Annotated in this window: 14 protein-coding genes; 5 read left to right on the top strand and 9 right to left on the bottom strand. The window is 71.8% G+C overall.

The genetic code is table 11. From position 1 onward, the window contains the following. Window positions 1-24: 24 nt before the first annotated feature. The 3 genes from ACJJVL_RS13200 to purM form a co-directional block, all read right to left on the bottom strand. Window positions 25-429: a hypothetical protein gene (locus tag ACJJVL_RS13200; protein WP_405219377.1), complete on the bottom strand. Its 405-nt coding sequence runs from the start codon at window positions 427-429 to the stop codon at window positions 25-27. A gap of 101 nt (window positions 430-530) precedes the next feature. Then, a complete protein-coding gene (locus ACJJVL_RS13195) occupies window positions 531-1,085 on the bottom strand; it encodes a DUF4190 domain-containing protein (protein ID WP_405219375.1) in 555 nt (184 codons plus the stop codon). Between the two features lie 236 nt (window positions 1,086-1,321). Beyond that, window positions 1,322-2,410: a phosphoribosylformylglycinamidine cyclo-ligase gene (purM, locus tag ACJJVL_RS13190; RefSeq protein WP_405219373.1), complete on the bottom strand. Its 1,089-nt coding sequence runs from the start codon at window positions 2,408-2,410 to the stop codon at window positions 1,322-1,324. Between the two features lie 721 nt (window positions 2,411-3,131). Here purM and tdh point away from each other — a divergent pair. Next, window positions 3,132-4,181, top strand: coding sequence for an L-threonine 3-dehydrogenase (gene tdh, locus ACJJVL_RS13185; RefSeq protein ID WP_405219371.1), 1,050 nt, complete (start codon window positions 3,132-3,134; stop codon window positions 4,179-4,181). Between the two features lie 2 nt (window positions 4,182-4,183). Next, entirely contained in the window at window positions 4,184-5,362 is a 1,179-nt protein-coding gene (locus ACJJVL_RS13180; RefSeq protein WP_405219369.1) for a glycine C-acetyltransferase, read from the top strand. 206 nt (window positions 5,363-5,568) lie between these two features. On the opposite strand, the gene ACJJVL_RS13175 is transcribed toward ACJJVL_RS13180, so the two are convergent. Beyond that, complete coding sequence (locus ACJJVL_RS13175; protein WP_405219367.1) at window positions 5,569-6,429, bottom strand: SDR family oxidoreductase; 861 nt, start codon at window positions 6,427-6,429, stop codon at window positions 5,569-5,571. A 137-nt stretch (window positions 6,430-6,566) separates the two neighbouring features. Between ACJJVL_RS13175 and purF the strand changes: the two genes are divergently transcribed. After that, window positions 6,567-8,024, top strand: a complete 1,458-nt coding sequence (purF, locus tag ACJJVL_RS13170) for an amidophosphoribosyltransferase (protein ID WP_405219365.1) — start codon at window positions 6,567-6,569, stop codon at window positions 8,022-8,024. 90 nt (window positions 8,025-8,114) lie between these two features. On the opposite strand, the gene ACJJVL_RS13165 is transcribed toward purF, so the two are convergent. From ACJJVL_RS13165 to ACJJVL_RS13150, 4 genes are all read right to left on the bottom strand, one after another. Next, window positions 8,115-9,281 carry a hypothetical protein gene (locus tag ACJJVL_RS13165; RefSeq protein ID WP_405219364.1) on the bottom strand — a complete coding sequence of 389 codons (1,167 nt, stop codon included), beginning with the start codon at window positions 9,279-9,281 and terminating at the stop codon, window positions 8,115-8,117. Window positions 9,282-9,283: 2 nt separating this feature from the next. Continuing rightward, entirely contained in the window at window positions 9,284-9,673 is a 390-nt protein-coding gene (locus ACJJVL_RS13160) for a hypothetical protein (protein ID WP_405219362.1), read from the bottom strand. 260 nt (window positions 9,674-9,933) lie between these two features. Then, the gene (locus ACJJVL_RS13155; RefSeq protein ID WP_405219360.1) at window positions 9,934-10,938 is read right to left on the bottom strand and encodes a hypothetical protein; all 1,005 of its coding nucleotides are present in this window, start codon (window positions 10,936-10,938) and stop codon (window positions 9,934-9,936) included. A 32-nt stretch (window positions 10,939-10,970) separates the two neighbouring features. Then, window positions 10,971-11,333 carry a sterol carrier family protein gene (locus ACJJVL_RS13150; protein WP_405219358.1) on the bottom strand — a complete coding sequence of 121 codons (363 nt, stop codon included), beginning with the start codon at window positions 11,331-11,333 and terminating at the stop codon, window positions 10,971-10,973. 117 nt (window positions 11,334-11,450) lie between these two features. On the opposite strand from ACJJVL_RS13150, the gene purD reads away from it, so the two are divergent. After that, complete coding sequence (gene purD, locus ACJJVL_RS13145) at window positions 11,451-12,710, top strand: phosphoribosylamine--glycine ligase (protein WP_405219357.1); 1,260 nt, start codon at window positions 11,451-11,453, stop codon at window positions 12,708-12,710. After that, window positions 12,707-13,588, top strand: coding sequence for a phosphoribosylaminoimidazolesuccinocarboxamide synthase (locus tag ACJJVL_RS13140; protein ID WP_405219355.1), 882 nt, complete (start codon window positions 12,707-12,709; stop codon window positions 13,586-13,588). The genes purD and ACJJVL_RS13140 overlap by 4 nt, the downstream gene beginning before the upstream one ends. Window positions 13,589-13,916: 328 nt before the next feature. On the opposite strand, the gene ACJJVL_RS13135 is transcribed toward ACJJVL_RS13140, so the two are convergent. Continuing rightward, window positions 13,917-14,825, bottom strand: a complete 909-nt coding sequence (locus tag ACJJVL_RS13135; RefSeq protein ID WP_405219353.1) for a neutral zinc metallopeptidase — start codon at window positions 14,823-14,825, stop codon at window positions 13,917-13,919. Window positions 14,826-14,937 lie beyond the last annotated feature (112 nt).

Here is a 14,937-nt window from a genome sequence, read left to right as displayed (position 1 = left end):
GGCCCTTCGCTCGTGAGTCTTCGCTCAGTAGCCGTACTCCGCCGAGACGGCGGCGGCGAAGATCACGGTGATGATGAGCGGCCAGAAGATGAAGGCCCAGATGAATCCCAGCACCGAGGTCACCAGGCCCCAGATAGCCATCGTCTTGCCCTGAGGCTCCTTGGCGAGGCCGATGCCCGAGAGCACGGCGCCCGCGATGGCGTTGATCCAGATCGGGATGATGATGCTGGAGATGCCCAGGATGAGGCCCCACATCGACAGCTTCTTCGACGTGGAGGCGGCTGCGGCGTAGTTGCCGTAGCCCTGATCTGCGCCCTGCGCGGACTGGTAGCCGGCGGACTGGTAGCCGGCGGGCTGGTACCCGGCGGGCTGGTAGCCGGCAGGCTGGCCGGGCTGCTGAGCGGGCTGCTCGGGGGGCGTGTAGGTCATGGGATTCCTCGGATGATCGATGCCGGTGCTTGCGGGCGCGTGCCGCGTACCCCGAGCCTACGCGTCAGCGAGCGGGAACGCGCCCACCACTGCGGCACCGGTCAGAACAGGCCGCTCAGCAGCAGCGCGGAGAAGAACGCCCCGAACGGCACCAGGTAGAACAGCAGCACCCACAGCAGGCCAACACCCGAACCCACCAGGCCGATGGTGGCCATGGTCTTGCCCGCAGGCTCGCGGCGCAGCGCGATCAGTCCGAACACCATCCCCATGATGGGCACCACGATGAGCGTCCACGCGAACACGAACGAGCAGATTCCGAGCACCAGCGCGGTGATCGAGAGACCGCGCGCCTGCTGCGGAGGCGGGCCGTAGACCGGTGCCCGGTAGACGGGGACACCGTAGGCGACCACGTCGGACGCCTGTGCTGCCGCGGGGTGGATCAGCGGCGCATCCTGGTCGCCGAACGGCCCCGGCTGCGGTGGGAAGCCTGGAGATGGAGCTGCGTACGGAGGCGAGCCGTCGGGCACGGAACTGCTCTGCGCGGGCGCCCGCCATCCCGACGGTCGGTGCCGCGCAGCGGATGGCTGCGGGTGCACGGGTGACGACTGCTGCGCGATCGACTGCTGCGCTCGCAGCCGCTCGGCGTCCGATGTCATCAGGCACCTCCTCAGGCCTCGCATGCCCGGCATGCTCGGAACCACCGAGCGCCGATCACGGTACGCGCCTTGCATCCGAGGAACCTGGACGCTTGCCCACGTCGCGACGGGACGCGATGCGCGGCAGGGTCTGGCGGTCCTTGGCGGCGGCCGGCATCCGCCAGCTGGACCGCGTCAGCGGCAGGTGCCCGTCGGCTGGTCCGCGTCAGCGGTAGCTGCCCGTCAGCTGGTCCGCGTCAGCGGTAGCTGCCCGTCAGGCGCACGGCACCTCCGGCGACGCCCTTCGCTCCCTGAACCCACCCGGCGGTGTCATCCGGCACCGGCTGCACGCTCCCGACCGTCCATGCGGGAATGCCGGCGCGCTCACTCCTCGCGATGACGTCGGCCGCGTCGTCGGCCGGGGCGACCACGAGCATGCCGAGGCCGAGGTTCCAGGTGCCCTCCGCCTCCGTGAGCGGGAAGCCGCCCAGCTGCGCGAGCGCGCCGAATACCTGCGGCACCTGCCAGAGCGCGCGATCGATCTCGACGGCGGTATGCGGCGGCAGGACGCGCGCGAGGTTGACGGCGATCCCGCCGCCCGTCACGTGCGAGATCGAGCGGATGCCGAGGCCGGCCCCCAGCATCTCGAGCAGCGGGAGCGTGTAGAGCCGGGTGGGTTCGAGCAGCACCTCGGCCGCGACGCCGCCGAGGTCGTCGACGCGATCGGTGAGCGCGAGTCCCCTCTCGGCGAGGATGTGCCGAACGAGCGAGAATCCGTTGGAGTGCAGCCCGGAGGAGGCCATGGCGACCACCACGTCACCCGTGCGCACGCGCTCGGCGCCAAGCACCGCATCCGCCTCGACGACCCCGACTGCGGCGCCCGCCACGTCGTAGTCGTCCGGATCCATGACGCCGGGGTGCTCCGCCGTCTCGCCGCCCACCAGCGCCGTGCCGGTTGCCTCGCAGGCCTCGGCAATGCCGCGCACGATGTCGGCGATGCGCTCGGGCACGAGCCTGCCGGTAGCGATGTAATCGGTCATGAACAGCGGCTTCGCGCCCACCACGACGATGTCGTCGACGACCATGCCCACGAGGTCCTGACCGATCGTGTCGTGCTTGTCGATCGCCTGCGCGAGGGCGATCTTCGTGCCGACACCGTCGGTCGACGTCGCCAGCAGCGGGTGCGCGTAGGAGCCGACCGCCGAGAGGTCGAACAGGCCCGCGAAGCCGCCGACCCCGCCGAGCACACCCGGGCCGTGCGTCCGCGAGACTGCGGCCTTCATGAGCTCGACCGCGCGGTCGCCCGCCTCGGTGTCGACGCCGGCGGAGGCATACGGATCGGTCATGCTTCCAGGGTACCGAGCCGCCAGCGACTGCCGTGCCCGCCGCGGCCCCACGGCCCCGCCGGCGGCAGCCGCGCCGCCCCACGGACGCGGCCAAGCAGCGAGTGCGCGCCGACACAACGCAAGCTCCCGCGGAGGAAACAGCCCCGCAGCCGGCGGTGGCCGCCGGAGCGCCGCCGGCCGGGCCGCCCGGGCTTGCGTTGTGCGAGAGGGCGCGCGGTGCCGGAGGTGGAGGGCGGCGCGGGGGCTCCTACGCAGCGCGAGCTCCTGCGCGCAGGCCCCGACACAACGCAAGCTCCGGCCCTGCGATCTGCCGCGTTCTCGGCGGTGGCCGTCGGAACGCCGCCGGCCGGGCCGCCCGGGCTTGCGTTGTGCGAGAAGGCGCGCGGTGCCGGAGGTGGAGGGCGGCGCGGGGGTTCCTACGCAGCGCGAGCTCCTGCGCGCGGGCCCCGACACAACGCAAGCTCCGGCCCTGCGATCTGCCACGTTGTCGGCGGTGGCCGCCGGAGCGCCCCGGCCGGACAGCCCGGGCTTGCGTTGTGCGAGAGGGCGCGCGGCGCCGCGGGGGCTGCACGGCGAGGACGCTGCACGGCGAGCGGGCTGCACGGCGAGGAGGCTGCACGGCGACGGGGTGCCGTGCAGCGGCGGCCGAACAGCGAAGGGGTGCGGCGCCGCTGGTGGTTGGATGGAGGCGGCACACCCGCCCCTGTCGATGGAGACCTTCATGCATGCACTCGTGACCCGAGGCACGCCAGGACTCGAGCTGGTTGAGATCCCCGAGCCCGAGACGCCGCCCGGCCACGTCAAGGTGCGCGTGCTGCGCGCCGGGATCTGCGGCACTGACCTGCACATCGACGCGTGGGATGCGTGGGCGCAGTCGGCTGTGCAGCCGGGGGTGACGGTCGGGCACGAATTCTGCGGCGAGATCGTGGAGGTCGGCAATGGTGTCACCGAGTACGCCGTCGGGCAGCTCATGAGCGGCGAGGGCCACGTCGTGTGCGGCCACTGCCGCAACTGCCGCGCGGGTCGTCGCCACCTCTGCATCCGCACCTCGAACCTGGGCGTGCAGCGCGACGGATGCTTCGCCGAGTACGTGGTGATCCCGTCGTCGAACGTGTGGGTGCACCCGGGCGTCACGGCCGACAGCGCCACCGAGCTGCAGCTCGACGTGTTCGGGGTCTACGACCCGTTCGGCAACGCGGTGCACACGGCGCTGAAGTTCCCCGTCATCGGCGAGGATGTGCTGGTGACCGGTGCCGGCCCCATCGGGCTGATGGCCGCGATGGTCGCCCGGCACGCGGGTGCCCGCCACATCGTGGTCACCGATCTCTCGGAGGCCAGGCTGCAGCTGGCGGCATCCCTCGGCTTCCGTGCGCTCGATCCCCGCGAGCGAGCGATCAAGGACATGCAGCGCGAGCTCGGCATGACCGAGGGGTTCGACGTCGCGCTCGAGATGTCAGGGGCGCCCGCTGCGCTCGTGGGCATCATCGAGAACCTGAACTTCGGCGGCCGCATCGCCATGCTCGGCCTGCCGTCAGCGCCGATCGAGCTCGACTTCGGCAAGGTCGTCTCGCACATGCTGACGATCCAGGGCATCTATGGCCGCGAGATGTTCGAGACCTGGTACGCCATGAGCGCCATGGCCCAGACCGGCCTCGACGTCTCCCCCGTCATCACCGACCGCTTCGCCTTCGCCGACTGGGAGGGCGCGTTCGAACGCGCTCGGTCCGGTGCCGCCGGCAAGGTCATCCTCGACTTCACACAAGGAGCCTGACCGTGTACTCCATCCGTGCATCCATCGCCGACGAGCTCGCCGAGATCGAGGCCGCCGGCCTCACGAAGCGCGAGCGCGCCATCGAATCGCCGCAGGCGGCCACCGTGGTCGCCAACGGGCAGGAGGTGCTGAACTTCTGCGCCAACAACTACCTCGGCCTCGCCGACCACCCGGCGATCGTCGATGCCGCGAAGGCCGCGCTCGACGACTGGGGCTTCGGCATGGCATCGGTGCGCTTCATCTGCGGCACCCAGACCCAGCACCTCGAGCTCGAGCAGCGGCTGGCGTCGTTCCTGAGCCAGGAGGCCTGCATCCTCTACTCCTCCTGCTACGACGCCAACGGCGGACTCTTCGAGACGCTGCTGAACGCCGACGACGCGGTGATCTCGGATGCGCTCAACCACGCCTCGATCATCGACGGCATCCGCCTGTCGAAGGCCGCTCGCTACCGCTACGCGAACCGGGACATGGCAGAGCTCGAGGCGCGTCTGCAGGAAGCCGCGGGCGCTCGGCGCCGGCTCATCGTCACCGACGGCGTGTTCTCGATGGACGGCTACCTCGCGCCGCTGGAGGCGATCTGCGACCTGGCCGAGCGCTACGACGCCATGGTCATGGTGGACGACTCGCACGCAGCCGGCTTCACCGGGGCGACGGGCGCTGGCACGCCGGAGCACGCGGGCGTGCAGGATCGCGTCGACATCATCTCCGGCACGCTCGGCAAGGCGCTCGGCGGCGCATCCGGCGGCTACATCGCCGCGCGTGCAGAGATCGTCGACCTGCTGCGGCAGCGCTCGCGCCCCTACCTCTTCTCGAACGCACTCGCCCCCTCGGTCGTGGCCGGCTCGATCGCGGCGCTCGACCTGGTCGAGGGTGCCGGCGAGCTGCGGGAGCAGCTGCAGCGCAACACCGCGCGGTTCCGCGAGGGCATGGAGGCTGCCGGCTTCGAGCTGCTGCCCGGCGAGCATCCGATCACGGCGGTGATGTTCCACGACGCCCGTCTCGCGGCCGACATGGCGAATGCCATGCTCGCCGAGGGCGTCTACGTCACCGCATTCTCGTTCCCCGTCGTGCCTCGCGGCGAGGCACGCATCCGCGTGCAGCTCTCAGCGGCGCACACCGACGAGGAGGTCGACCGCGCGATCGCCGCGTTCATCGCGGCGCGCGAGCGCGTCGCGGCCTGACGCTGCTGCGCTGTCGGCGGCCCGGCCTCTGCACAACGCAAGCCCGAGTGCCGCGAGCAGCGGGCGGCAGGGACGCAGCAAGCCCGCGACCGCGCAGGGCGGCTCGCGGGCTTGCGTTGTGCACAGGGGCCTGGAAGAGGTGGCCCCCGCTGGAAGAGGTGGCCTGCGCTGGAAGAGGTGGCCCGCGCTGGACGAGCGTGCCCGCGCTAGAAGACGGGCTTGCCGCCCGTGACGCCGAGGACCGTACCAGAGACGTAGCTGGCCTCGTCGCTCGCCAAGTAGACGAACGCGGTCGCCACCTCGACGGGCTGCCCGGGGCGTCCGAGCGGCGCATCCATCCCGAAGTCCTTCACCGACGGCTTCGTGGCCGGCTGCAACGGGGTCCAGATGGGGCCGGGCGCGACGGCGTTCACACGGATGCCGCGCGGTCCCATCTGTGCTGCGAGATTCACAGTGAAGTTGTTGATCGCTGCCTTTGTCGACGCGTAGTCGAGCAGCGTCTCCGACGGCTCGAATGCCTGGATGGACGAGCAGTTGATGATGCTCCCGCCGTTCTCGAGGTGCGGCAGCAGCGCACGCGTCAAGTTGAACATCGCAAAGATGTTCGTCTCGTAGGTCTGCCGCAGTTGCTCGTCAGAGATATCATCGAGCGACTCCTGCACCATCTGGTAACCGGCGTTGTTGACGAGGATGTCGAGCCCGCCAAGCTCGCGGATGACGGTCTCGGCGAGATCGCGGTTGGCCTGGTCGGTGCGCTGGTCGCACGGCACCAGCACGCAGCGCCGGCCCGCGGCCTCGACCTGGCGACCGGTCTCCTCGGCATCGTCCTGCTCCTGCGGCAGGTACGCGATGGCGACATCCGCACCTTCCTTTGCGAACGCGATGGCGGTGGCCCTGCCGATGCCGGAGTCGCCGCCGGTCACGAGCGCGCGCTTGCCCTCCAGCCGGGCGCGGCCGGTGTAGCTGGTCTCACCGTGGTCGGGCACAGGCTGCAGATCGTCGGTGCGTCCCGGCCACTCCTGAGACTGCTCGGGAAGGTGCTTGATGGATTCGGTGTCGGGTTCCATGTACCCCACTGTGCCGAGGCCGCCTGAACGCGGGGTGGATGCGCGCCGACCGGCAGGTTGGAGCTCGCAGACGCATCCGTCAGCACGCGCCGCTCGGTAGGCTTGAGCGTCATCCCCGCAACAGAAGGAGCTCGCCTGTGTGCGGCATCGTCGGCATCGTCTCCGACTCGAGCGTCAACCAGCAGGTCTACGACGCACTGGCCCTCCTGCAGCACCGCGGTCAGGACTCCACCGGCATCGCGACCGCCGAGGGGCGCTCGATCCACGTCAAGAAGGCCAAGGGCCAGGTGCGCGAGGCCTTCCGCACGCGCGACATGCGCGCGCTGCTGGGTGAGATCGGCCTCGGGCACGTGCGCTACGCGACTCGCGGCGAGGCCGAGAACGAGCTCGAGGCGCAGCCGTTCTACGTCAACGCGCCCTATGGCATCGTGCTCGTGCACAACGGCAATCTCACCAACTCCCGTGAGCTCGAGCGCGAGCTCGCAACGGTCGACCACCGGCATGTAAACACCGGCAGCGACACCGAGATGCTCGTCAACGTGCTCGGCTCCGAGCTGCAAACGCTCGTGCGCTCCGGCTCGCTCGACGCTGACCGAATCTTCACCGCGGTGCGCCGCGTCCACGAGCGGATCCGGGGCTCCTACGGCGTGATCGCGCTCATTGCGGGCCACGGCCTGCTCGCCTTCCGCGACCCCTTCGGCATCCGTCCGCTCGTGCTCGGGTCGCGCACGAGCGCCGCTGGTCGCACCGAGTGGATGGTCGCGAGCGAGTCCGTGGCGCTGACGGGCTCCGGCTTCCAGCTCGAGCGCGACGTGCGGCCCGGTGAGGCGATCTTCATCACGCCCGACGGCGAACTCGCGAGCCAGATGACGCACGACAGCCCGGTGCTCATCCCGTGCTCGTTCGAGTACGTCTATCTCGCGCGCCCGGACTCCGTCATGAACGGGATCAACGTCTACGAGTCGCGGCTGCGGATGGGCGAGCGCCTCGCCGACACGATCGAGCGGTACACGCCGTCCGGCGCGATCGACGTGGTCATGCCCATCCCCGACTCGTCGCGCCCCGCCGCGATGGAGGTCGCGCGCCGACTCGGCATCGAATACCGCGAGGGGTTCTACAAGAACCGCTATGTCGGTCGCACCTTCATCATGCCCGGGCAGGCGACGCGCAAGAAGTCAGTGCGGCAGAAGCTGAACGCGCTCGAGAGCGAGTTCCGCGGCAAGAACGTGCTCGTGGTCGACGACTCGATCGTGCGCGGCACGACCAGTCGCGAGATCGTGGAGATGATGCACTCGGTGGGCACCAAGACGGTGACGTTCACATCGGCGGCACCGCCAGTGCGCTACCCGCACGTGTACGGCATCAACATGCCCTCGCGTGACGAGCTGATCGCCGCCGGTCGCACGATCCCGGAGGTCAGGGAGCAGCTCGACAGCGACTTCCTCGTCTATCAGGAGGTCGACGACCTCCAGCGCGCGATCGTCGGCGACTCAGGCATCGAGCAGCTCGACATGTCCTGCTTCACCGGCGAGTACGTCACCGGCGACGTGAGCCCTGAGTACCTCGAGTGGGTCGAGCGCACGCAGCTCAGCTGAGCCGCCGCCTCGCCGCGGGCCGCCCGCCGCGGTCGCGCAGCCTGCCGCACGAGGCGGCGGAGGCGGATGCGGCCGCCGGCCGCACGCCGATCATCCGGCGATCCGCCTGGCCCCGATGCCCGGTGCCCACATGCTGACGCCCGCCACGAGGCAGGCGAGCGCCGCACCCAGCACCACGTCGGGCAGCGGCACGGCGGCCAGCAGCAGGCCCGCGAGCGCCGCGCCCGCTCCGCCTGCGAGCACCACAAGGGCGCTGGCGCCGGTCGCGAGCCGCTGCCCGGCACGACGCGCGAGCTCGGCAAGAGCGACGACCGTCGCGAGCGCGACACCGAGGATGACGGCCGCGATCGCATCCAGCACGCCGGGCCGCGCAACAGGTGCGATGAGGGCAGCTCCCCCGCCGACGACGGCGAGCGATGCAGCCGGCGCCCCGACCCGGCTGGCCAGCACCGAGAGCGGCGGGCCGAGCAGCGCACCGATTGCGAGGGTGATGGCGATGGGGCCGGCGGGCACCGGATCCGTTGCGCCGATCGCCGAGAGTCCGGGCCGCAGCGCCGCAATCGCTCCCGCGGCCGCCGCGGCGACCGCGAGCAGCGCCAGGAGTGCCGGCGGCGCGATCGGTGCGCGGCGCCCGGCGGCGAGCTGCGCGGTGTCGGCACCGCTGAGTGACCTCGGGCGCACGTGCTCCCCGACCGCACGTCGATCGTCGGCCACGGATGCGGAACCCGGCTCGGCACCCGGAGCCGCAGCGATCAGCGCGAGCACGACCAGCTGCAGGCCGGCCGCCACAAGCAGGGCAGTGCCCGTGGCATGCGAGGGCAGCAGCCCGGCGGCCGCTGTCAGCCCAGCACCGACCGCGGCCGCCAGCAGCGCGGGTGCCGGTCGGACTCGTGGCGCGAGCGAGACGTCAACGGCTGCTCCCGCCCGGACGGCGGAGGTGTGCACACCGGCCGCGATGCCGAGCGCCACTGCGACCGCGAGCTGCGGCGGCTGCTGCAGCAGTGCCAGCGCGCCGGCCGCGATGCACGCGAGCAGCGCGAGCGAGCCCGCGATGAGCAGCCGCGTGCGCATCGCGATCGTCGCGGGCGCCAGCAGGCCGAGCGCCGCCCCGGCGAGCGCGCCCACCGTGCCGAGCGCGAGGGCGAGCGGGCCGACGTCGCCGGTGAGCGCATCCGTCGCCAGCGCCGTGGCGGCAGCGCCGGAGGCGACCCAGGCGAGCGCGTTCGTCGAGCCGAGCCGCGCGCGCCGAGCCACCACGTTCAAAGCCCGCCTGGACCGCGCTCGTCCTGCACGTCGACATCGGTCTGCTCCGCGACCAGCGTGGAGGCACGCTTCGACAGCCTGCGGTCGATGAGGACGGCCACGAGCCCGCCGATCCCCGCACCGACCGCGAAGCCCAGCACGATCCCCAGGCCGACGACGGGCAGCGTGTCGACCCGCTGACCGGCTTCGTTCACCGCGGCGGGCATGAGCAGACCCGCGACCCACATGGCGACCGCCCCGAGGATCGCGCCGATCGCCATGAACGGGCCGTACTTCGGCGAGCGGCGCACACGCACCTCGACCTCTTGGCGGCGCGGGTCGCTCGTCGGCGTGCTGGGTGGGGTCGAGCTCGCGTCGTCGGGCTGCGATCCGGGGGTCGGCTCCATGCCCCCATGATCCCACGCGCGCATCCGACGCCGCACCCGGACGGCCCGAGCCGGAGGGGGCCGCCGCCCGCAGGGCCGCGGGCGGTACCCAAGGGTCGCGTCCTCCCCGTTCAGGCGACCGTTTCGTACGGGTGCCGAGGACAGCGAGCGCGCGGTGAGCGGATGCGTGCGGCACCGACGGGCGAGGGAGGGCGCGGCCGCTCGACCGTCAACCGTGGCGCAACACCTCGGCGGTCAGCGGTGGCGCGATCTCTCGACGATCAGCGGTGGCGCAGCAGCGAGTTCGTGCGCAGCGAGGTCTTCGAGAGCGCGCCCGTCGTCAACGACGAGCGCACCAGCGTCGAGCCGCGCCGCCGGATGCGCTCGGAATCGGCGATGTCGAGCGCTCCGACGAGCGCGGCAGTCGCGGCATCGAGGCGTTGCGGCAGCACCTGCGCCGCACGGTCGGCGGCCATGTTCGCAGCACGACGCGTCTGGTCGGCTGCTTGCCTCGCCACCTGCTGCTCAGCGTGCATCGCCTGCTGCTGCCGGACGTCGACGCGCTGGCGCAGCTCGTCGATGCGCTGCAGCCGCTGACCCCCTGGCGCCTGCTGCTGGCGCTGTGAACTGGCTGGCTGCGTGCGCTGGCCCTGGCCCTGCTGCTGGCCCTGGCCCTGCTGACGCCCCTGGCCCTGCTGTCCCCCTTGGCCCCGCTGCTGGCCCTGGCCCTGCTGACGCCCCTGGCCGAGGTACGGCTCGCCCGCCTGCTGCGCCTGGCCCTGGCGTGGATCCTGTCCGCTTCCGGCTCGCTGCGCTTGGTCGCCACCCGGCTGCCCGGTCGCGGTGCCGGCACGGTGCGCACGCTCGCGCTCGACGGCAGACGCGGCCGCCTCGATGCGCTCACGCCACGACTGCGGCACCCGGTTGACGAGGTGCTCGGCCTGCGAGGAGAGCTCGCCGGAGCGCTGCGTCATCCCGCGTCGCACCTGCTGCACGCCAGAGCGGGCCTGCTCTGAGGCGCGCGCGGAGGCGCCACGGGCGAGCTGGCGCAGCGCACCGAAGCCACCGCGCATCATCAGGAAGCCGATGAACGTCGCGGCGCCCGCGAGCAGCAGCGGCACGAGCGCGGTCTCGAGCGCCTGGTCGATGCCGACCAGCACAGCCGACTGCGCGATCCACGGCAGCCATTGGATGAGCGCCGGCACACCGTTGAACAGCAGGATGATGCCGATCACGAACGTGACCAGCGGGCCGATCCAACCCTGGGGTCTCACCACCTGCGCCATGTGCTCAGTATGGCCCGCGCCGCTGGGCGCGCCTAGGGCGACAGGCGAACCAGCGGCAGCCAGGCCGAGACATCCGCCCGCACCCCCGAGGCGTGCACGACACCGCGCTCCCGCGCCTCAGGCCAGGTCTCGGCACCGGTCGCGAGCGCGAGCCAGGTCGCGGCATCGATCTCGATCACGTTCGGTGGCGTGCCGCGCGTGTGCCCGGGGCCTTCGACCGCCTGCACCGCGCCGAACGGCGGCACCCGCACTTCCACGCTCTTGCCGGGTGCGCGCTCGGCGAGGCACTGCAGCGTGTAGCGCACCGCGAGCGCGCGCTCGGCGCGCTCGGCGTCGGGCGCGACCGCGGCTCGCACGGCATCCATGCCTGCATGATCGGGGATGCGCTTCGCCACGGTTCGAGGCTAGCCGCGCGCGCTGACAGCTGCGCCGGAGGTGCGCGCACCCGTCGCCCGACGGGGCCCGATCCACCCGCCGCTCGCGAAGCTCGCGTTCGTTCGTAGAATGGTCGGGTGCGGATCCTGGTTCTCGGCAGCGGCGCGCGCGAGCACGCCATCATTGCGGCGCTCGTGGCGGAGGGTGGTCACGAGATCACCGCAGCTCCCGGCAACGCCGGCATCAAGCACGAGGTGGAGACCGTGCGCATCGACATCAAGTCGCCGGAGCTCGTGACCGAGTTCGCGAGCGACGGTGGGTTCGACCTCGTCGTGATCGGCCCGGAAGCGCCCCTCGTGGCAGGCGTGGCGGATGCGCTGCAGCAGGCCGGCGTGCCGGTCTTCGGCCCGACCAAGGCGGCCGCGCGGATCGAGGGCTCGAAGTCGTTCGCGAAGGACGTGATGGCGCGCGCCGGCGTTCCCACCGGTATCGACACCACCGCGACGACCATGGACGAGGTGCGGGCCGCGCTCGACGCATCCCGCCCGCCGTACGTGCTGAAGGCCGACGGCCTCGCCGCGGGCAAGGGCGTCATCGTCACCGACGATCGGGCGGCCGCCGAGACGCATGCCGAGCACTTCCTGCCCGAGGGCCCGGTCCTGGTCGAGGAGTTCCTCGCGGGGCCAGAGGTCAGTCTGTTCGTGCTCACCGACGGCGTCTCCGTCGTGCCGCTGGCTCCAGCCCAGGACTACAAGCGGCTCGGCGACGGCGACCAGGGGCCGAACACGGGCGGCATGGGCGCCTACTCGCCGCTCCCCTGGCTGGCCGAGCGCTTCGGCAGCGAGCAAGCCTTCGTCGATGACGTCGTCGAGCGCGTTGCGCTGCCGACGATCCGCGCGATGGCCGACGCCGGCACGCCGTTCTCTGGGCTGCTCTACTGCGGCCTGATCGTGACGCAGTCGGGCGTCAAGGTCATCGAATTCAATGCGCGCTTCGGCGACCCCGAGACGCAGGTCGTGCTGCCGCGCATCGAATCGGGGCTGGCGGATGCGCTGCTGGCGGCCGCGACCGGGACCCTCGGATCGGCGGCACCGCTGATCTGGCGCGACTCGGCGGCCGTGGCCGTCGTGCTGGCGAGCGAGGGCTACCCCGGCAACCCGACGACGGGTCGGGTCATCACAGGTGTTGACGAGGCTGCGGCGCTCGAGGGCGTGCACGTGCTGCACGCCGCGACCGGCGAGGGCGAGCTGGGACTGACGGCGACGGGTGGCCGCGTGCTGAACGTGGTCGGCACCGGCGCGACGCTCACCGAGGCCCGCGATCGCGCCTACGCCGCCCTCGCACGCATCGAGCTGCAGGGCGGGCAGTCGCGCGGCGACATCGCTGCCGACGCATGACCGAGCACGCGGGCGAGCAGCTGGCTGGCTGGAGCCTCGCCTACAGCGGGAAGGTGCGCGACCTCTACGTGGCCGACGGCGAGACGCTGGAGACGGCATCCGAGATGCTCATGGTCGCCACCGACCGGGTATCGGCCTTCGACCAGGTGCTGGGGCCCGCGATCCCCGGCAAGGGCGAGCTGCTGACGGCGCTGACGCTGTGGTGGACCGAGCGGCTGGGGCTGCCCACGCAGCTCGCGCCCGATGCCGAGGCGCGCACACCCGCGGCGCTGCGTGGCCGGGCGATGCTCGTGCGCACACTCGACATGCTGCCGGTCGAGTGCGTGGTGCGCGGTCGCGTCACCGGCTCCGGCCTCAAGGAGTATCAGCAGACCGGCTCGATCTCCGGGGTCGAGCTGCCCGCTGGGCTCGCCGACGGCGACGCACTGCCCGAGCCGATCTACACGCCCGCGTGGAAGGCGCCGCAGGGCGAGCACGACGAGAATGTCTCCTTCGAGCGCACCGCTGAGTTGGTCGGTCGTGATGATGCGGAGACGATCCGGGCGCTGAGCCTGTCGGTCTACGCTCGGGCCGCCGCGGTGGCGGCCGACGCCGGGCTCGTGCTCGCAGACACGAAGTTCGAGTTCGGGCGGGACCGGGTGACGGGTGAGCTGCTGCTGGCGGACGAGGTGCTCACGTCGGACTCGTCGCGGTACTGGGATGCGGCCGCGCTTGCGGACGGTCGGGTCGAGTCGTTCGACAAGCAGATCGTGCGCGACTGGCTCGCGGCCAACTGGGATGGCACGGGTGAGGCACCTGAGCTGCCGCAGGAGATCGTGGCGCGCACGGCGGCGCGATACCGCGAGCTGCTCAAGCGGCTGGCGGGGCGCGGCGCGTAGGCGCCGCCCTCTGGTCTCGTGACGCACGCCGGCTGCGCCGGCGCGCTCCTCGACCGACGGGCGGGGGCGCTCGAACCGTAGGTCGAGGAGCGGGCAACCGAACCGCAGGTCCGGAGCGGGCGGTCGAACCGCAGGTCGAGGAGCGGGCGATCGACAGATCGGCCGCGTCACGAGACCGGATGCCGCGCCGGCCCTCTGGTCTCGTGACGCACGCCGGCTGCGCCGGCGCGCTCCTCGACCGACGGGCGGACGGGCGCTCCTCGACCGACGGGCGGGCGAGGGCTCCTCGACCGCGGGCAGGGGCCCCTCGACGGGCGGCGGGCTCGGGTCAGACCTCGGGGGCGTTCCAGGTGTCGCAGGCGCCGACGCCACCGTTGTAGCCGTTCAGCAACCAGGTCTGGCGCTGCTCGCTCGAGCCGTGCGTCCATCCCTCCGGGTTGACGCCACCACCGCTCATCTCCTGCAGGCTGTCGTCACCGATGGTCTTCGCAGCGTCAAGGGCCTGCCCCAGCTGCTCCTCGGTCGGCGGCTCCAGCACCGGTGCGCTGCCGTCGTTGTCGTCGGTCTGCGACGCGCCCGCCATCCAAGCACCCGCATAGCAGTCGGCCTGCAGCTCGCTGCGAACCGCCGTGGACTGCGGGCCCGTGTCGCCCTGCTGCACGCGGCCGAGCTGGCCCGTGACGTTCTGGATGTGGTGGCCCCACTCGTGCCCCAGCACGTAGAGCTCCGCGAGGTTGCCCCCATCCGCCCCGAACTGGTCGCGCATCTGCGCGAAGAACGTCTCATCCAGGTAGATGCGCTGATCCGGCGGGCAGTAGAACGGGCCGACGGCGCTCGACGCGTCGCCGCATCCGGTCGACACCTGGCGGTCGAACAGCTGCACCGAGGGATCCGCATACTCGATGTTGTTGGCCGCCATCGTCGTCGTCCAGAACTGCGACATCGAGTCGGCGCCGCCCTCCATCCGGCACGTCACGTTGGCGGGATCGTTGGCCTCCTCGCCCGTGCACCCGGTGACCTCCTCGCTGTCCTGGGACTGCGACTGAGACTGCGGGCTGATCGGGTCGCTCGGCGACAGGCCAGTGAGGTCGACGCCGAAGATCATCGACAGCACCACGAGGATCACGGTCACGATGCCACCGCCGCCGACCGCGATCGCGCCGCCGCTCGGGCCGCGGCCACCACCGCCCTTGCTCACGGCCGTGGTGTCGAAGTTCGCATCGCCCCTGAAGGTCATGCGTGAACCCTAGCCCGACGCGGCACAGAACCCGCCGCGAGCGTCGCCGCGACTGCGCCCGTCGCGCATCCCGGCGGCACGCAGGCCCGGCTCGCGCCATCCGTAGACTGGA

It is taken from the genome of Agrococcus sp. Ld7 (assembly GCF_045064095.1).
Taxonomy (GTDB): Bacteria; Actinomycetota; Actinomycetes; order Actinomycetales; family Microbacteriaceae; genus Agrococcus.
Note: the sequence above shows the minus strand (reverse complement) of the source record. Positions and strands in the feature narration are given on the sequence as shown.

Excerpts from the sequence above, each read along its gene's own strand:
- purM (WP_405219373.1), bottom strand. The coding sequence starts at position 2,410 with ATGACCGATCCGTATGCCTCCGCCGGCGTCGACACCGAGGCGGGCGAC.
- ACJJVL_RS13160 (WP_405219362.1), bottom strand. The coding sequence starts at position 9,673 with ATGGAGCCGACCCCCGGATCGCAGCCCGACGACGCGAGCTCGACCCCA.
- ACJJVL_RS13140 (WP_405219355.1), top strand. The coding sequence starts at position 12,707 with ATGACCGAGCACGCGGGCGAGCAGCTGGCTGGCTGGAGCCTCGCCTAC.
- ACJJVL_RS13155 (WP_405219360.1), bottom strand. The coding sequence starts at position 10,938 with ATGGCGCAGGTGGTGAGACCCCAGGGTTGGATCGGCCCGCTGGTCACG.
- ACJJVL_RS13195 (WP_405219375.1), bottom strand. The coding sequence starts at position 1,085 with ATGACATCGGACGCCGAGCGGCTGCGAGCGCAGCAGTCGATCGCGCAG.
- ACJJVL_RS13135 (WP_405219353.1), bottom strand. The coding sequence starts at position 14,825 with ATGACCTTCAGGGGCGATGCGAACTTCGACACCACGGCCGTGAGCAAG.
- ACJJVL_RS13200 (WP_405219377.1), bottom strand. The coding sequence starts at position 429 with ATGACCTACACGCCCCCCGAGCAGCCCGCTCAGCAGCCCGGCCAGCCT.
- tdh (WP_405219371.1), top strand. The coding sequence starts at position 3,132 with ATGCATGCACTCGTGACCCGAGGCACGCCAGGACTCGAGCTGGTTGAG.
- ACJJVL_RS13175 (WP_405219367.1), bottom strand. The coding sequence starts at position 6,429 with ATGGAACCCGACACCGAATCCATCAAGCACCTTCCCGAGCAGTCTCAG.